Annotated in this window: 11 protein-coding genes and 2 riboswitches; of the genes, 8 read left to right on the top strand and 3 right to left on the bottom strand. The window is 46.8% G+C overall.

Annotated elements, in window-relative coordinates; all coding sequences use genetic code 11:
* Positions 1-19: 19 nt before the first annotated feature.
* The gene (gene rpmF / locus Pelsub_RS09490; RefSeq protein WP_116223971.1) at positions 20-211 is read left to right on the top strand and encodes a 50S ribosomal protein L32; all 192 of its coding nucleotides are present in this window, start codon (positions 20-22) and stop codon (positions 209-211) included.
* Between the two features lie 33 nt (positions 212-244).
* Here the strand turns inward: rpmF and hflX are convergent, their stop codons facing one another.
* Positions 245-1,555: a GTPase HflX gene (gene hflX, locus Pelsub_RS09485; protein WP_232528587.1), complete on the bottom strand. Its 1,311-nt coding sequence runs from the start codon at positions 1,553-1,555 to the stop codon at positions 245-247.
* A gap of 135 nt (positions 1,556-1,690) precedes the next feature.
* A riboswitch (cyclic di-GMP riboswitch) is annotated at positions 1,691-1,778 on the top strand.
* A 76-nt stretch (positions 1,779-1,854) separates the two neighbouring features.
* Positions 1,855-1,942, top strand: a riboswitch (cyclic di-GMP riboswitch).
* 71 nt (positions 1,943-2,013) lie between these two features.
* Here hflX and Pelsub_RS09480 point away from each other — a divergent pair.
* A complete protein-coding gene (locus Pelsub_RS09480; protein ID WP_158675063.1) occupies positions 2,014-2,703 on the top strand; it encodes a sortase family protein in 690 nt (229 codons plus the stop codon).
* A 65-nt stretch (positions 2,704-2,768) separates the two neighbouring features.
* Here the strand turns inward: Pelsub_RS09480 and Pelsub_RS09475 are convergent, their stop codons facing one another.
* Both Pelsub_RS09475 and trmFO read right to left on the bottom strand, forming a co-directional pair.
* Complete coding sequence (locus tag Pelsub_RS09475) at positions 2,769-3,659, bottom strand: M28 family peptidase (RefSeq protein ID WP_116223974.1); 891 nt, start codon at positions 3,657-3,659, stop codon at positions 2,769-2,771.
* Positions 3,640-5,001 (bottom strand): methylenetetrahydrofolate--tRNA-(uracil(54)-C(5))-methyltransferase (FADH(2)-oxidizing) TrmFO, encoded by a 1,362-nt coding sequence (trmFO, locus tag Pelsub_RS09470; protein WP_116223975.1) that lies wholly within the window; start codon positions 4,999-5,001, stop codon positions 3,640-3,642. Before trmFO ends, Pelsub_RS09475 begins: the two co-directional genes overlap by 20 nt.
* A 96-nt stretch (positions 5,002-5,097) precedes the next feature.
* Between trmFO and rpoN the strand changes: the two genes are divergently transcribed.
* The 6 genes from rpoN (at position 5,098) to Pelsub_RS09440 (ending at position 17,720) form a co-directional block, all read left to right on the top strand.
* Positions 5,098-6,513 (top strand): RNA polymerase factor sigma-54, encoded by a 1,416-nt coding sequence (rpoN, locus tag Pelsub_RS09465; RefSeq protein ID WP_116223976.1) that lies wholly within the window; start codon positions 5,098-5,100, stop codon positions 6,511-6,513.
* Between the two features lie 50 nt (positions 6,514-6,563).
* On the top strand, positions 6,564-8,447 hold the full coding sequence (locus Pelsub_RS09460; RefSeq protein WP_126440475.1) for a two-component system sensor histidine kinase NtrB: 1,884 nt from the start codon (positions 6,564-6,566) through the stop codon (positions 8,445-8,447).
* Complete coding sequence (locus tag Pelsub_RS09455; RefSeq protein ID WP_116223978.1) at positions 8,444-9,622, top strand: sigma-54-dependent transcriptional regulator; 1,179 nt, start codon at positions 8,444-8,446, stop codon at positions 9,620-9,622. Before Pelsub_RS09460 ends, Pelsub_RS09455 begins: the two co-directional genes overlap by 4 nt.
* Positions 9,623-9,686: 64 nt before the next feature.
* Positions 9,687-10,010: a hypothetical protein gene (locus Pelsub_RS09450; RefSeq protein WP_116223979.1), complete on the top strand. Its 324-nt coding sequence runs from the start codon at positions 9,687-9,689 to the stop codon at positions 10,008-10,010.
* 21 nt (positions 10,011-10,031) lie between these two features.
* A complete protein-coding gene (locus Pelsub_RS09445; protein WP_116223980.1) occupies positions 10,032-15,221 on the top strand; it encodes a tetratricopeptide repeat protein in 5,190 nt (1,729 codons plus the stop codon).
* 6 nt (positions 15,222-15,227) lie between these two features.
* Positions 15,228-17,720 carry a C25 family cysteine peptidase gene (locus Pelsub_RS09440; RefSeq protein ID WP_116223981.1) on the top strand — a complete coding sequence of 831 codons (2,493 nt, stop codon included), beginning with the start codon at positions 15,228-15,230 and terminating at the stop codon, positions 17,718-17,720.
* Positions 17,721-17,764: the final 44 nt, after the last annotated feature.

Below are 17,764 nucleotides of genomic sequence, written 5' to 3'. Positions count from 1 at the left end.
ATTATTAAGGAATATAAAGATGACACCTTTACCAAAAAGAAAATTATCCAAGGGCCGCCGCGGCCGCCGACGTGCACACGACGCAATTACTGCCCGCAATCTGGTTGCTTGCAATAACTGTGGTGAGATGCGCTTGCCGCATACCGTTTGCCCCAAATGCGGTTTTTACAAAGGCCGTGAAATTGTGTCTGTGGATAAAGCCGAAGACTAAATATCGATATCAATAATAAAGAAAGAGCCGAGATTACTCTGTATCTCGGCTTTTTTGTTGTTGGTTAAACTTCTCGAACTCGGCTAATAAACGACCGGGAATGCTGCCGGTAATTTTGACAGTCCCCACGTTGTTTTCAATGTGATCGATTTTTCCAAACTCATGAAACAATGAAATCAGGGTGCCATTTTTATAAGGAATGGTCACTGAGATGGGAATAAAAGTCTCAAATAGTTCCCGCTTTATACGAAGCAGCAATTGATCTATTCCTATGGAATTCTTGGCGGATATGGTTACGGCATTGGAAAACTCAGGATATTGCTTTTTTATTTCCTCAATATCTTCCGTCTTGTCAATTTTGTTTAATATGGTGATCATAGGAATATGATCGGCTTCAATTTCTTGCAGGGTATCCAAAACAGAGCGCCATTGTTGAATTGCATTGGGATGGTTTACATCAACTATATGCAATAGGAGATCCGAATCCGATATCTCTTCGAGAGTAGCGCGAAATGCCGCCACCAGGTTGGTGGGCAATTTTTGGATAAATCCAACTGTGTCCGTCAATAGCAGCGCGTTTCCACCAGCCAACTCTAAACGACGTGTGGTTGGATCAAGCGTGGCAAATAGCTGATCGGCTACGTAAACATCCGCATGAGTCAAATTATTCAGCAGGGTGGACTTGCCTGCGTTGGTATATCCAACCAGGGTGACGACAGGTATTAATGAGCGCTTCCGATTTGCACGATAACGTTGGCGGTGTTGACGAACTTTTTCAATGTCGGATTTCAGGCGTGTGATTTTCTCGCGGATCTTACGGCGGTCAACTTCCAATTGGGTTTCACCCGGTCCGCGCAACCCGACCCCACCAACGCTGCCAGAACGCCCGGCGCCGCCGCCAGCCTGTCGGGCCAAATGTGTCCAAGCGCGTGTCAGGCGGGGAAGCAAATACTCATATTGGGCCAATTCCACCTGCAATTTCCCTTCTCGGGTTTGCGCGTGTTGGGCGAATATATCCAAAATCAACGTGGTGCGGTCGATTACGCGAATATTCTGTCCAAATGCTTCTTCTAACTCACGAAAGTGCCTGGGAGATAATTCTTCATCAAAAATGATGATATCCGCATGCAGGCTTTCCGATACGGCTTTAATTTCCTGAACTTTTCCACTTCCTATAAAAGTGGATGGGTTGGGCTTGGAAAGCCTCTGAAAATCCGAACCGATTACTTTCAGTCCAGCAGTAGTGGCCAGCAAGGCCAATTCCTCAAGCGAATCTTCGACTGAAAGAACTTTGGACTGTTGTTCAAAATCAACGCCCACTAGAAAGGCGCGTTCTTTTTTCATTTGTGTACTGATGGTGTTGTTTTTCATATATGATATATAGTACCCGATATTGAATAACGTTAATATTTCTCAAATAATCTTTGATTGACAGTCATTATAATCTGTGCTAAATTAGCTATAGAACTTTATAAAAGCGACACGAAAAGGTAAACCCGGTGAAAACTGGGGACGCAAAGCTATGGGTCTAAAACTCCAGAGGAGTTATGACTGCCAGGCCGCCGAAGTCTTTTTTGTTTAAACGGACTTTGCCCCTGGCTGTGTCCGTTTTTTGTTTAAAAGGGAATTTAACAACTTAGTACGTTCGACAAGGGCTAAGCCGGTGAAAGCTGGCGGCGCAAAGCTATGGGTCTAAAACTCCAAAGGAGTTATGACTGCCAGGCTACCGAAAACGTAAATAGCGTAGTGTGAATTATTAACGCGCGCCTGCCTGGTGAAGCTCTTGTCTGTGGAAAATGATGATGAGAGCTTTAAATAATTTTCTAAAAACGCTGATTCTACTAGCATTAATAATCCCGGTCACTGTATCGGGAGTTGATGCTATTCCTGTCACGGGTATAGAATTTCAGGTCGATAACCTGATTTCTGACCCGGTGGCGTATGTACCGGAATCCGAACAAAACGCTGCATTACCCGCCGAGACAACCAGCAGCGCTGCTCTGCAGAAATTTGTTGAAAAAGTTACCGATGGGCAGGCCGGTGCAATTCGCGGAATTTATGCGGATAATATTATGGAATTTCCGGTTGTCCAGCAACCGTCCAGCCAACCAGGTTATGTTTCGGAACAACAAGATGTCGTCACCGAATTTGCGATGGCAAAAAAATACGGCGTGACCGGTATTCTTGCGCATAATTTCCTGGCAGGCAAAGTATTTTTCGACCTGAAATTGAATGACCTCATTCAGGTTGTTTATGGAGACGGAAGCACGCAGACCTATCAAATTGTTGAGGTGCTGCAATACCAGGCACTTTCTCCTGACTCTCCAACCAGTTCATTTACTGACTTGGATAATGGAGAGACATTGAGCGCAACACAATTATTCAAGAAAGTATACGCGGGCAGTGCGCACCTGACATTGCAGACTTGTATTCAAGTTGGTTCAGAAGATTCATGGGGTCGGCTATTCTTGATAGCAGAACCTGTTGTTTGATAATTAGCAATCCTACTTCATCATCTTCCCACGCAAAACCCCCGATTCCCCGGGGGTTTTGCAATTTAATCGGAATAAGCTGAAAGCCACTTCAACAGAACATCTCCAACGGCTTGCAGACTTTCAGAAGAAATGTGCTCCAACACGTCGGATTGAGTATGCCAGTAGGGATAGTCGAAATCGATTAGCAGGCAGGAGGGAATGCCAAGTTGAACAAATGGTAAATGGTCGTCCAACATGGCGTATTTCTCCTTGTTGATAAATTTATCACTCAAGCCTAACTCTTCGGCTGAATTCCAGATTTGGCCGCATAAATCCTGGTCAGATTGTTTTTCACGGTAGATATTGAGATCCTGATCGCCAATCATATCGATGACGATTACCGACTTTGGCGTTGCTGCCAGGTTATCGGCAAAATATTGAGCGCCAACACTCCAATCCCAATTATTGATACGGCCCTGATCTTCACCATCAAAGAACACCAGCCAAACATTGATGTCTTGCCCTTCCAGAGAACGGGCTAATTCCATCAGGACAGCGGTCCCGGAAGTTCCGTCATTTGCGCCCGGAACCGGAAGCGATTGCAGGGCCGGATCGCTTTCCTGGTCGCTGATCAGGCGTGTGTCATAGTGAGCGCCGATCAAGACATCCGGCGGATTCGAATTCTGATGGGCTACCAGATTATTCAAAACGACACCCTCGTGTTCAAATTGCTGGACTTCCACCTGCCACCCAAATTTATTCATTTCTGTGCGGATGTAATCGACTGTTTCTTTCGAGGCGCTACTGCCCGGAATACGCGGCCCAAAGGCCATCAGAGATTCCGCATAGCGATAAGCATGGCTGCCATCGAAATTAGAAGAAACTGAAGGTAAAGCTTTTGACCGGCAGCTTGTTAATGAGAATAAAACTGCAATCAATAAAATAATTGAGAAACTAAATCTTTTTCGGTTCATGTTGTTCTCGCAAATACGCAGATAGGTCTTGTAAACCTCGATTGGATAACGCTAAAAAGCGTTCTTCCTTGTTTTTAATAAATTCTTCCAAAGGTGGAATCAGGCTGAAGTTGGTTTTCATGGGCTGAAAACTTTCTAAATTTGGTGTGGTGATATAAGCGCACAAAGCACCCAGCATGGATGTGGCCGGTAATGTCAGCAAAGGATCGCCGTTGATATAGCGCGCAGCATTGATGCCGGCCAGCATGCCCGTGGCAATATTCGCCAGGTATCCCTCTACGCCTGCTAATTGCCCGGCGATAAAAAGGTTGGGATTAGCCCGAGATTGAAGAGTCGGATGCAGTACGTCGGGCGCGTAAATATACGTATTGCGGTGCATCTGGCCGTAACGTACAAATTCGGCATTTTCGAGGCCCGGGATCATCCTGAAAACACGCTTTTGTTCAGCGTAGGTCAGGTTGGTTTGAAAACCAACCATATTAAATAAAGTGGCAGCCTGATTATCCTGGCGCAGCTGTACGACGGCTTGCGGGCGGCAGTCGGTATGCGGATTGCGCAGCCCTACGGGACGCAGGGGGCCAAAGGATAAGGTTTTTATCCCGCGTGCGGCCATTACTTCAATGGGTAAACAAGCTTCAAAGAATTTTCCTTTTCCGCCGCGCACACCTTTGGAGATGTCCTTCTCGAAATTCTTTAGTTTGACTTTTTCTGCGGTAAGCAGCTCGCTGACAAAGCGTTCATATTCCGCCAGCATGTTGAAGGGGCAATTAATATAATCTCCGCCGGTTTTGGTTCCTTTTCCATAACGCGATCCCCAATAAGCTACTTTCATGTTGATTGAATCCGCTTCAATAATGGGCGCAACTGCGTCATAAAAGAACAGGTTGTTTTGATGAGTGAATTTCTTTAACGACCTGGCCAGTGCGGGGGAGGTTAATGGGCCGGATGCCAATATTGCCGGTTTTGATGGAATTTTCCTGACCTCTTTACGGATAATTTCGATGTTCGGCATACTCTGCAGGCGTTCCTGAACTGAATTCGAGAAAGCGTCCCGGTCAACCGCCAATGCTTTGCCGGCCGGAATACGGTTCTCCAGCGCGCACTCGATTAGCAGTGAACCCATCTTTTGCAGTTCGGCGATTAAAAAACCGGAAGGGCGTGAGAGAAGCAAGGAACCCAAAGAATTGGAACAGACAATCTCAGCTAATGCGGCTGTTTGATGGGCGGGAGTGGCTTTAACCGGCCGCATTTCATACAAACGCACAGCGATACCTCGTTTGGCGGCCTGCCATGCAGCTTCACTGCCCGCCAGACCTCCGCCTATAATTATTAATTCTTCCATAATAGCTTGATGTCGATTTTATCATCTGAGTGCCGTGTTGGCATAAATATTGCCTAAGACTTGCATTCAAGCTATACTAAGCATCAGGAAGACAATATGTATCAACGACAATTCCACAAACTCCAACCGCAAACAACCGCCCATCTGGCTCAAACCATGACTCTTTTAAGCATGAATGTGGATGAGCTTAATCAGGAAATAATCCGCGCGATGGCAGAAAATCCCGCTTTGGTTATGAAAGAGGAGCGCCGCTGTCCCGGATGCGGGCGATTGCTGACCAGCAATCAGATTTGCCCGGTTTGCAGCAAACCCAAGAATCCGGGTTCAGATGAAGCGATAGTTTTCCTGTCCCCGCGGAATGAGATAACTTACTCGAAATCATCTACGGATGAAGAATATTTTTCGGATGAAATATCAAATACGGATGAGGTCAGCCTGGCTGAATTTATATTGCGGCAAATCGCAATGGATCTTGAGCAGGAAGACCGTATCATTGCCGCTTACATTCTCAACCAGGTGGATGAGGATGGTTTTTTGCAAGAGAGACTGGTGGAAATCGCCAGTTATTATCATGTTCCCCTATCACGTGTTGAACATGTAAAAAATATGATCCAGCATGCTGAACCGTTAGGTGTGGGATCCAGCTCACCGGAAGAGGCATTGCTGATCCAATTGGAGATGGTTGGTGAGACCCAAAAAGTGCCGCCATATTACTTTGATATTATCAAAGGTGGCTTAAGCATGCTTTCCAAAAAGCAATATCCGCAAATTGCGAAAACATTGGGAATTAGCAGCAGTGAGGCCGAGAAAGCTATTGAGTTCATCAGCAAGAATCTGTATCCTTTCCCAGCGCGCGCACACTGGGGCAGTTTCCGCATGCCCAGCGAAGACAAAGGCCAGGTTTACACCAGTCCGGATGTCATTATTAATTTCATGAATCACGACCCAAATTTGCCTTTGATGGTGGAAATTATCACCCCATCATATGGAACTTTGGATATCAACCCATTATTTAAACAAGCCATTAAACAATCTTCTGAGGAAACAAAAGAGGACCTGAAACCGGACCTCGAGAAAGCAAATTTGCTCATTAAGTGCATCCAGCAGCGCAACAATACCATGCAGCGTTTGATGGAAAAGATTGTGAATATGCAAAAAGAATTCATCGTTGAAGGCGAAAAATTCATCCAGCCGGTCACACGCGCAGAAATCTCTAAAGAGCTGGAAGTGCACGAATCGACGATTTCTCGCGCAGTTTCCAATAAATCGGTGCAGCTTCCCAGCGGGCAGATTATACCCATGGACGTATTCTTTGATAAAAGTCTGGGGATCAGGGCTACCATGCGGGAGTTTATCGAGGCAGAAAATAAAGACAAACCGCTCAGCGACTCGGATTTGGTCAAATTATTGGAAAAAGATGGCTACGAACTGGCGCGCCGGACGGTGGCGAAGTACCGTTCCATGGAAGGTATCTTGCCTGCGCATCTCCGCAAGAAGGAAAAAAAGGATTGATCTTGAACAATCCATTTTCAAGGGCAAGTAATTCTGCTTCGGAATTTCACTTGAATTCGGAAGATTTTCGCATCCTGCTTGATCAAATCAATGACGCGGCTGTCCTAATCAAATTGGCAGAACGGCAGGTCGTTGCGGTAAATTATCGCTATACCCAACTCAGCGGATTTGGGACGGAAGAATTAAATCAGGGCGGAATTGAGCGGGTGCTGTTGGATGCTGATGTTGAAAAATTAACAGATGGCAGTATGCAGCAATTGAGCTTAATCCGTAAAAACAAAAACCCGATTAAAACCACTGTCAATGTGTATTACATAAGCCAGGTCGACCAATTGGCTGTCCTGCGGATTCAGGAAATGGAGGCTGAGGAAACCAGGACGGAATTGCTATCAATTCGGTTGTTAAAAGGGTTACTGGCACTCAACAAAGCGCTTCCGGGTTGTTCTTTGGAAGAATTGATCCAAAACATTGTGCGCTATGGACAGGAAGCATTTCTGGCAAAAACCGCTACGTTTTATTTGTGTGAAAAGGAATCAGAACAAGCCAGGAAAATTACAGAAGAAGAACCGTTATTTCCTAAAAGCTTGACAGCTATTGAAATAAAACGCTTGAATCAGGTGGACGTTTGGGAACCCGGGAAACGCGTCCTTTCTGAAATTCACCGCACCGGCCGCTTGAACAAATTGGCGTTGATTATCTCCCTGCCAATTACTGTCAACGATAATACCAACGGACTTTTGGTGTTGGCTTGGGAAGATCAGCAAAAGCAAGACGATTGGATGATATTTCTCCAAATTTATGCGGAGTGGGCGGAAGTTCTGCTTACCAACCAGCAAATCATGGAAAAGGTCGGCGCGACAAATGAAGCCCTGGGCCTTGAAAACGACCAATACGCGCAATTCTATGAAAACGCCGGCGACAGCGCCATTCTGTTGGATAAAAACAATGTCATTATCGACATCAACCGAAACAGTGCGCAATTATTAAAATACGCACCTATTGAGCTGATAAATCAAAAAGCGGAAATCATTTTCGAAAATTCGGAATTGCCGGCAAAGTTGGAAGGGCTAAATCCTTCAGAATCAATCAGCAGCAGCACCCCCAAAGTGATTTACGACCGCGAGGGCAACAAAACTCCGGTGTTCTATAAGCTTGTTCCACTGGAGCGAGAAGAGAGCGGCAGGAAATTATTAATCTTGACGGACGCTTCTATTCAAGTTGAGGCTGAATACAAAATTCAACAGTATGAGAATAAAGCTGCTCTGGGCGAAGTAATAGCCGATTTTGCGCATGAAGTCCGCAATCCTCTGCAGAGTTTTGTAAGCGGTCTCCAGCTGATGAAGAAGTTAGCAAAGGCGGACGATCCGTCTTTAGGAAGTATCGAGCAGATGTTGGACGATTGCTCGCGAATCAATGATTTGATGGAATCCGTTTTATCTTATTCGCGTCAAAAAGTGGAGAATTTTAAAGAAGTCAACGTTGAAATGCTGGTGAGGCATCTATTCAATAAAATGAAGCCAAAATTTACGCGTTCCAACGTATCCGCTATGGTGAATTGTAAAGGCGATGCCTGCAGCGCTTATGCCGATCAGCGGTCACTGGAACAGATCTTTGTCAATATCATCACAAATTCCTATGATGCCATTAAAGAAGAAGGCGGAGTCATATCTGTTCAAATTGCTCCGAATGAAGCCGATAGCCATTATTTGGACGTGAGCATTTCGGATACCGGCCCCGGTATTCCACCGGAGATTCAGGAAAAAATATTCGAGCCGTTTGTGACCGGCAAGCCCAAGGGCACCGGTTTGGGGCTGGCTATCACGAAACGCATGGTTGAAGCGCATAAGGGGCGCATCGAACTGGAGACTTACCCTGGCGGAACAATTTTTAAAGTTATATTACCCATCGAAGAAATTTCAGGAGATCAGGCATGAGCTACACAATACTAGTAATTGACGACGAAGAGCACGCACGCCATAATATTTCAGAGTACATGAAAGCCAGCGGTTATGAGGTTTTTGAAGCCGGCACCATCAAGGAAGGGCGCGAGTACCTGGAAAAAGGCGATGGCGATATCGTTGTCCTGGACGTACAACTTCCGGATGGATTGGGAATTGACTTCCTGACGGAAATCACTGCAATGCCTTCAAAGCCGCCCGTTATTCTGATTACCGGATACGGCGATATTCAAATGGCCGTGGACGCCATGAAAAACGGCGCGCACGATTTTCTAACCAAACCTATCATGGACCCCGAAATTTTGGTTGATTCCATATCCCGCGCGACTGAAATTATCCAAATGCGGCGAGAATTGAACCATTTCCGGCAAAGCCAACAAAATTCAAACGATTTTGTGATGGGCAATTCACCGGAATTTAAAATGCTGATGGAACACGCTGCCAAGGCGGCTTCCGCTTCCGTTTCGGTATTGATTACCGGAGAGACCGGTACGGGCAAAGAAGTGCTGGCGCGTTTTATCCACCAATCCGGTTTGCGAGCTAAAAAACCCTTTATTGCGATTAACTGCGCGGCCATCCAACCCACCGTGCTGGAATCCGAGTTGTTTGGATATGAGCAGGGCGCTTTTACCGGCGCTGAAAAACGGAAACACGGTTTGATGGAAGTGGCAGACGGCGGCATCTTATTCCTGGATGAAATTTCTTCCATGCCAACCGATATCCAAGCAAAACTGCTGCGGGCAATTGAAGAACGCGCATTCCGGCGGGTGGGCGGTACAGTGTTGATTAATGTGGATGTGCAAGTATTGGCGGCCTCCAACCGGGATGTTCAGGAATTGATCAAAGAAGACAAATTCCGCGAAGATTTATACTACCGCCTGAAAGTCGTTGATTTGCACTTGAAACCGCTGCGCGAGCGTAAACAGGACATTCCTGAATTGGTTGGCTTCTTTATCAATAAATACAATATGCAAATGGGGAAAAATGTGCTCAATATTGCTCCTGATGCAATGGAAGCACTGGTTAACTATAAATGGCAGGGTAATATCCGCGAACTAAGCAATATTATCCAGCGGGCCATGTTGTTCTGTGATGGAGAAAAAATCGCATTGGGCGATCTGCCAATGGACATCACGAGCAAGGCTAAATAAACCTTTCAGTACTGGCATATAAATTGCATCATTACCTGCAGAATAATGTATTTTGGAGGTAGTGATGTTCGCATTAAGCGCAAGCGATTTTGTTCTAACCTTAGCCGGCATTGTGTTGGCATTGGGCGTAATTGCCTTCATCGTTGGTTTATTTACCCTGGCTTTCCGCGTGAACAGCGCTGATTTCAATGAAATCACAGCAAGTTCGGCAAAATTGGCAGAAAAAGGATTAACCGATGATGTATCTGATCTGGTTTCAGGCATTTCCGAGGTTTTAAAATCCATTACGGAAATGACAAAAACCAAAGTCGGCGTCGGGATATTCCTGATTTTCGTTTCCTTTGTCTTATTTATTGTGGCTTATTATCTGGTTTCACGCGTGGTCTAAGCCGGAAACCGACAGGTGACCATGGGCAGCAGCGATCCAATCTATGTATTTAAACAGCATTTCTCCAGAAATGACGCCGAAGCCGTCGTATCCGGGCTAATCCATCATCGCGTTATTTGGAACCGCCTGTCTGATGACGGCTTTTTGGAGAATTTGCTGGGATTACTCCCTGCCCAAAAAGAAAATTGGAGTGCCGCGCATGTCTGCCTGGCGGCTGTTGGTATTAAAGCAACCGATGCCAGCCAAATTCAACCCCAACCTTTACCTCAAAATATAAAACGGCTGTTTGATCTTCAGCTTGAACAAATTGCACCTGTAGCAGCAGGTATCCGCTCAAATTTACCTGCTGACGGAAATTGGTCTGCCTATCTGCAAAAGATCGGGTTGGATCAGCTATCATTGGAGGATATCCAGGAAGGATGGGGGACTGTTTTCACACTGGTTTATTACCTGACTGATAATAAGGATTCATTTATTCAGGAATTTGCCCGATCCGATAAATCCAGCTCACAGGATTTGCTCGCTTTTATCCTTTGTGCCAATCCCATTCTGATGGAATCAGCTTTGTCTAGCGTTGAAAAGGCAGCAGTCGCATCTGATCTGCCCGATTTATTGCAATTGCTGAAGAGAATGGACATGTATGAATCCAAGAGCCTGCTGCAGCACATTGTAGATAATTACCTGGAGAAGAAGCCGGTAGATGATTTGGCGGCAGTTGTATCCAAGGAAAGCTTTAATAATGGGGAAGATTTACTTCGCAATATCGACCTCTTTAGAAATTATGCTATTCTCGCGAGCTACGGTTCACAAAAAGAATTGGCAGATGATTTTTCAAAGCGGGCTTTACGCAGCAGCGATCAGTTGAATCAGATGCTGACCGCCCTGAACAATGCCATTAAATCCCCCGTAAAAAATGAAGTTGATCTCTCCGGAAGTTTTGCGTTGTCCAGTGATAAAGGCCTGGTTGGAAAAGTATTGCAGGCGGCTCAAATCAAAGACAGCGATCCGGACAGTGCGCGGAAAATCGGCAGGCAAATTCATCACGATATTTATACTTCCCGTGGAATTGGTCAACTTTTAGACGGGGAGAATATCGGCAGAGTTGTCAGCCCGGTACAGTTGGTCAGGTTATTGTGGGATATCAATTTGATTCGAGAAGCTGCTCAAACAGCCGACCGCCTCATTGAATACCAGCCGCTTAATGCGGAACTGCTGCGTTGTGCTGCAACGTTATACTCCGATTACGGAGATTTTCAGAAAAGCGCACAGCTCTATTCCCGTCTTGAATTACTGGTGGAATTAACCCGTGAAGAAAAGCTGAAGCTGATTGAGGCGTTGGAGAACACTTCGCAATGGCCCTCAGCCCTGGTAATATGGAAGCGGGTAAACCTGGTTTCGCTGGACGATTATGAAAAGAAAGCCATTTGCTGTTACCGGTCCGGAGACGCACGCTGTTTTGATGAGACTGTCAAAGGCGCAAAGAATTTTTACACCAGTGAAGGGCTATTCCAGGTTCTGGAGACCTTATTCGAGATAAATAAAGGCCAATCCGAATTTGCCCAAAATTTGATTGAAGCATTTCTGAAGAATCGTAAACGCGATCGATATTCTATATATTTCTTGATTGAGTACTATCAGAAGACCGGACAATTTGGAGAGGCGTTCAAGGTTATTCAATCCCTTTCTTCTCTGGAGCTTAATCTTCCGGAGATTTATGTCAAACGTTATGAACTAGCCGCTCAATCAGGCAACCGCGAACAGGTCCTTCACGTCTTACAGCAGGCCGCGGCAGACGCGCATCTTGATGACCTGCCTTCAATTGAGAAAATGCTGGCGGCTTGTTTTGAAGCGCGCGCATGGGATTTAGCTGCTGAAATGTTGCAGAGAACGGCCGATAAATGGATTCTGGCCCCGCAGTTGACCGCTTTAAAGGCACAGTTACTGAACGAACAAGGAAAACATTGGCTTGCCGGCGAATTATTAGAACCGCTGGTCATGCGCAAAGAAGTAACGGAAACCTGGCTGACACAATATGGATTAGCACTAATGGAAAGCAGCCAGGCGGATTTTCCACTGAATATCTCAAAAAGCATTCCGATTGATAATCGTCTAAAGAATATCTTCGATGGTTTTCCGCGCAACCTGCTTCTTCAGGTCATCCGCGCGGAAATGGACAGCGAAAACAGGCTGTCGCATTATCAAGAATTATTGAACGATAAGGATAATCACCTGGATCCGGAAATCTGGCGGGTCCATGCAGGATTGGGTAAATATTATTTTGAGCACGGCCAATTCGACCTGGCCGTTGTAAATTTCAAAGAAGCAGCCAAAGCGCAGCAGCAAAATAAATTGCTCAACGTGATGCTGCTTAAATCATTAGGCAAACTCAGTTTATATGATGAAGCCATGGCCGTGTTCACCAATATGTTGGGGAAGGGCGACCTTGAGATTGCCGATATGCTGGAGATTAATGCCAGTCTCAAGCGCTCAGACCAATGGCTGCTTAATTTGGAGAAATTCGCCGAAGTACAACCTGACACCCCCATGCTGCAAGCCGCACTGGCGCAGCTGTACGCCGAAAAAGGCGATCAAAAAAGAGTGCAGGAAAGCATCCGAAAATCCGGCCTGGCGGGATCTAATACTGGCAGTGAACGCCTGGTTTGCGCACAAATTCTTCTGCAAGCCGGACTTGATGACGAAGCACGGCGCCAGTTGGAAGGTTTTCTATCGAGAAAACAAGCGCTTTCCGACAGCGAGTACTTATCCGGCGCGCTGCTCTACCTGCAAATAGGCGAAATCCGAAAGGCCGCGAATTTACTCAACCTGATTGAACGTGCCAATTCCGCAATTCTGGCTTTGAAAGCCGAATTATTTAGTCAATTAAATCAACCGCAGGATGCTTTAGCAGCAATCCAATTGGCTTTGGAAGTCCTGGAATCCCCCGCGATCAGCCTGGATTCTGTTCAAGCGCTGTGCGGAATTCAAGCCCCGCAGGAATGGGAAAAATTCAACGGAAAGCCGCAAGACCTGTATGCCTATTCCGTGAGGATGCGCATAGCTGTAGGCGATTATCACGGAGCTTTCGAGCAAGCACAGACAAACCTCCAAAAATTCCCGCAGTTGCTTACACTGAAGAGCCTTTCGATTGAATTAGCCCATATTTTGGGTGAGGCTGGGGTGACGCAATCTTTGTTGGAGGATTCGCCTGATTGGCAAACCGTCTCCGAGATAAATGAAATGACGCCTGCATGGGGCGAGGCCGCACTGGAATTTGGAATGGAAGTGCTGACAGCCAATGTGCTATCCCGTTGTTTGGAAATTATGCCGCAGAATACACGCGTGAAAGCGCTGCAAGCCCGTCTGCTGGAGCGCAATGGCAACCATGCTGATGCTGTATCTTTGATTGACCAATTACTGTCTGAATGGCGCAATGACACATCGGCTGAAAACAAACAACAGACTATTGGCAGTCTGTGGCTGGCGGAAGCCGCCTTTGAGCTTAACCAGTACGCAGAGACAATGGAAATTGTCCGGCAAACCATGGAAAAAACAGGAAAAACAAATACCACCGCAAAGCTCTTCCTGAATGCAATGGTGCAGGCCGCCTTTAGCAATTGGCTGAAGCGTAAGCTGGATGTGGAAGCCAATCTGGATCCTGTTACGACTGAGGACCTGAATTGCTTTGATGAAATTTGCGCAATTGAGGAACCAAAAATCCGCCTGGATAAAGAAATCAATGCTTTGATTGGCGAAATCAGATTTTGGTTGGGACGGGAAGATGCCGGCGCTGACACATTGGATTCAAATGGCGCGGATACGCCTCATCCCTACGTACTTTTAGCTACCACTTACCAAAAAGAGGGCAGCCAAAAAGCCGAAATTCTGATGGAAAGATTCCGCGACGATCCCAACGCCTGGATGATCATGGCGGCGCTTGAATTGGAATCCGAACCGGCAAAATCCGCGGCACACGCAACAGCGCTGCTGCGCGGCGGACAGACCGACCCGCTGAAGTATGCGCTGCTGGCTTTTGCCAAGCAAAAATTGGGTCAAACCTCCGATGCATACGCAGCGATTAACCTGGCATTGACTGCCTGGCCGGAAGAGTATAAATGGCAGCTTCAGGCAGGCGAAATGAGTAAAGCGTTGGGTGATGTGCGCTCCTCCCTGGATCATTTCAAGAAGGCCGCGAATACCCATAAGAACGACGATGCGCAAGTATACCTGGGTGAATTGAGCTTGAAAGCGGGCAATCCGGAAGGAATTACCTACCTGGAGAAGAAATTAAACGGCAGCTCACAGGATTTTGATGTACTGCTGCAATTGGGTGAACTGAGCATTAAGAATAATAAGCTGCAGAAAGCGGCCCGCTATCTTGAAAACGCGCGCAGCATCAATCCACAGGATGTGCGCGTTCACATCCTATTGAGCAAAGTCGCAATAGCGGTGCAGAATTTTGACAAAGCTCGCGAATTGATAGGGGAAGCAGAACATTTACTACCACACGATAAGCAGGTTGTGCTGCAGAAAGCCGCAGTGCTCGATAAGAGCCAGGGCAGTCAAGCCGCGTTGGATTACCTGGAACACTTGCACACGGCAGAAATTCAGCAGGACGCGGATGTAATCATACGGCAAGCGGAATACATTCGAGAAGTAAGCGGGGCTGAGCAATCGCTTGCATACCTGCTGCCGAAATCCTTTGACTCAGTAAACAGCGCGCTTTTGCTGGCTACCGCAAAGAACTACCTGGAAATGGGTAAATTGGATTTATCCGAAGAGTTTGCAGAACGAGCTTTGCAGCTCAATCCTGAAGATCCCCAACCGCTGGCGATGCTGGCCAGGATATCCGGGAAGAACGGGGATCTGGATAAGGCAGTCGATTTGCTGGTAAAAGCAATTCAAAATGAACCTTTTGAGGCTTCCTATTACATGGAATTGGCCAATATCTACCAAAGCAGGCGGGATATGGTTAAGGCAACGGAAACACTGGAAAATGGTTTGCGCGCTATTCCACAAAACTTTGAACTGCTCAGTGCTCTGGGCATGCTGCTTTACCAACAGGGACAATATCATCCGGCACAGGAAATTTTGCAGCAGGCTGTTTCCATTAATCCACGCGATGAAAATGTAAAACGTTTATTGAGTACACTGGCGAATGCCAATATAATACAAGGGAACATTAATAACGATACCCTTATAGAAAAGGCATAAACCAATATGGCAGCAGCCATTACACTTGGACGAGTAGACTTCGATAAAATCATACACGCGGGCATCAAGACCGCGGAATTTTCATTTCTGGAAAACCTTTTAGATCTTTGGTTCGAAAAATACCCTAAAGATATTTCCGGCCGCTATCAACTTGCCATGGTCAAGCACTTGAAGACAGAAGATCAGGCAGCCGCTAAGCTATTGGAAGAATTGCTTGTTTGCGATCCAGAATTTATTGCTGCTTACGAATTATTAATCAAACTGAATATAAAAGAGAACAAGAAAGCACTAAACTCGGCCATTCATGTCCTGACCGGACGAATGGAAGACGTCTCCGAAATCTATCCCTGGGCGGTAACGCTGCGCGCAGTGCGCCAGGCAATTCGAAAAAAAGAGTACGCGCACAGCGAGAAGCTGCTGCGAAAGATTATCTCCAATGAACAAGAGAATTTATTAGCGGTTGTGGAACACTGCCACCTATCCAGTCTGGTGGATGAGAGCAAGACTTTGCTGCAGTTGACCGAGATATACCACAAACGCTGGCCGAATTGCATTCAGGTGGACCTGTGGCGCGCAAAAGCCTTATTTGAAACCGGCAAGGAAGCCGATGCCGTTTCTTTATTACACGCCTGTGTAGGTAAAGATCCGGCGGGTTTGGTGGCGGATCGTATGTGGGGCAGCGGGCATGAGTTCACTTCCCTGTGGCCAAAGACGCAGAGTATCGATTTGAGCATCCAGGTGCCATCCAGTATCGCGGTGGCGTTGAACTGGAACCAATTGAATACAGGCGAAATTGAAAGAACGAAAAATGTTCCTCATCGGCAGAGTGCTTACCGGCCCAGTCATGCCAACCGCAAAGCAACCGGGGCGGATTTACCCGCACATAAAGCCTCCCGTAAAGGAGGCAGCTCAACTCCCGTTTACGTTATCCTGAGCACCCGTCTGGGGTTGGAGGCGAAGTACGGAAGTAAAACAACCGACGTACTAATCCAAAAAATGAATGAACTGGCCGCGGTCGTTAAGCAGAAGGCAAATTGGGACGCTATGGTCTTTCTGCCGGACGATTTCAGCTATACGGATCCATGGGGGCTGACCAATATCAGCGCTGTTGATCCCTGGAAAATAAAACTTGCCCTTACCGATCTGGATAAAGCGCTTAAAGAAAAATCCTTAATGGTGGGCGCGGTGTTGATTGTGGGCTGCCATGAAGTAGTACCTTTCCATAAATTACCCAACCCAACCGATGACAGCGATGAAGAAGTATTGTCGGATAATCCTTATGCCACAACCTCGGGTAATTACCTGTCCCCTGAATGGCCGGTAGGCCGTTTCCCGGGAGAGAAGGGCAATGATGCCGGTTTGGTTCTGGAGCAGCTACGACATGCTATTGAATTCCAGAAATCTACGTTAAATACGACTTCCTTTTTCAGCCAGGCATTTTCTATTTTGACCGGCAGAACGTCCCCCTCAAGCATTTTTCGCGACCTGGTTAAAAAACCGCGCGATTTTGGATATTCTGCTTCAGTCTGGCGCCGTTCATCCATGGCGGCCTTCCGTCCCATCGGAACCGGTTCGGATTTGCGCGTCTGCCCGCAGTTCGACTCGGACACTATCGATATTGATAACCTGATGAAAGCCAAATGCGCTTATTTCAACCTGCACGGCACTGCCACCACGCCGGAATGGTATGGACAGCGGGATTACAGCGAAGATGACGAAGGGCCGGATTTCCCGGTGGCAATCAGCGCGGATAAAGTGCCCAGCACCAGCAACAACATCGATTTAGTCATTAGTGAAGCCTGTTATGGCGGTTACATTATCGATAAAACCATCGATGATTCCATGGCATTGAAACTGATTTCCATCGAAAGCCAGGGATTGGTCGCGTCCACTTGCATCTCGTACGGTTCGGTCTATACCCCTTTGATAGGAGCTGATCTATTCGCTTTTATCATGTGGAAATATACCAAGGACGGCTCATCCTTCGGCGAGGCCTTTATGCAAGCCAAATTGGGCCTGATCGATGTCATGACCCAACGCCAGGGATACCTGGACGGCGAAGACCAGAAGACACTGCTATCTTTTGTGTTATTTGGCGATCCATTGGGGTATCTGGAAGCCAACGTTTATTTGGATAAAGGCGTAACCCGCGGCGAGAAAAGGGCAGAGGTAAAAGCGATTTCTGATCAGGACGGCGCGCTGACCAAGGTGCCGCGCATCTCCAAGGAAACCGCAGCCAATCTGAATGAGATGATGGCCACCTATCTGCCCAGTTTGGACAGCGCGTCCATGAAAGTGCGCGAACACCAGGTACGCATTGCCAAGGTGATCCAATCCTCCGGCCGAGGAGACAGCAAATCCGGCGGCAGCGAGTATGCGCTGCGTACGCAAGTCATGTACAGTCAAAAGACCACGGTTGCGCACAATGTCCATGAGCAGTTCGCGCGCGTAACATTGGATGAAGAGGGCAAGGTCATCAAGTTGGCTGTTTCGCGCTAAAACAATTCAAAAACTTTCCCGTTTAATTTATAATCAAGTTTCCA

Source organism: Pelolinea submarina (assembly GCF_003966975.1).
GTDB classification, from domain to species: domain Bacteria; phylum Chloroflexota; class Anaerolineae; order Anaerolineales; family Anaerolineaceae; genus Pelolinea; species Pelolinea submarina.
The sequence above is the reverse complement of the archived record's forward strand: the minus strand, read 5'-3'. Positions and strand labels throughout refer to the sequence as shown.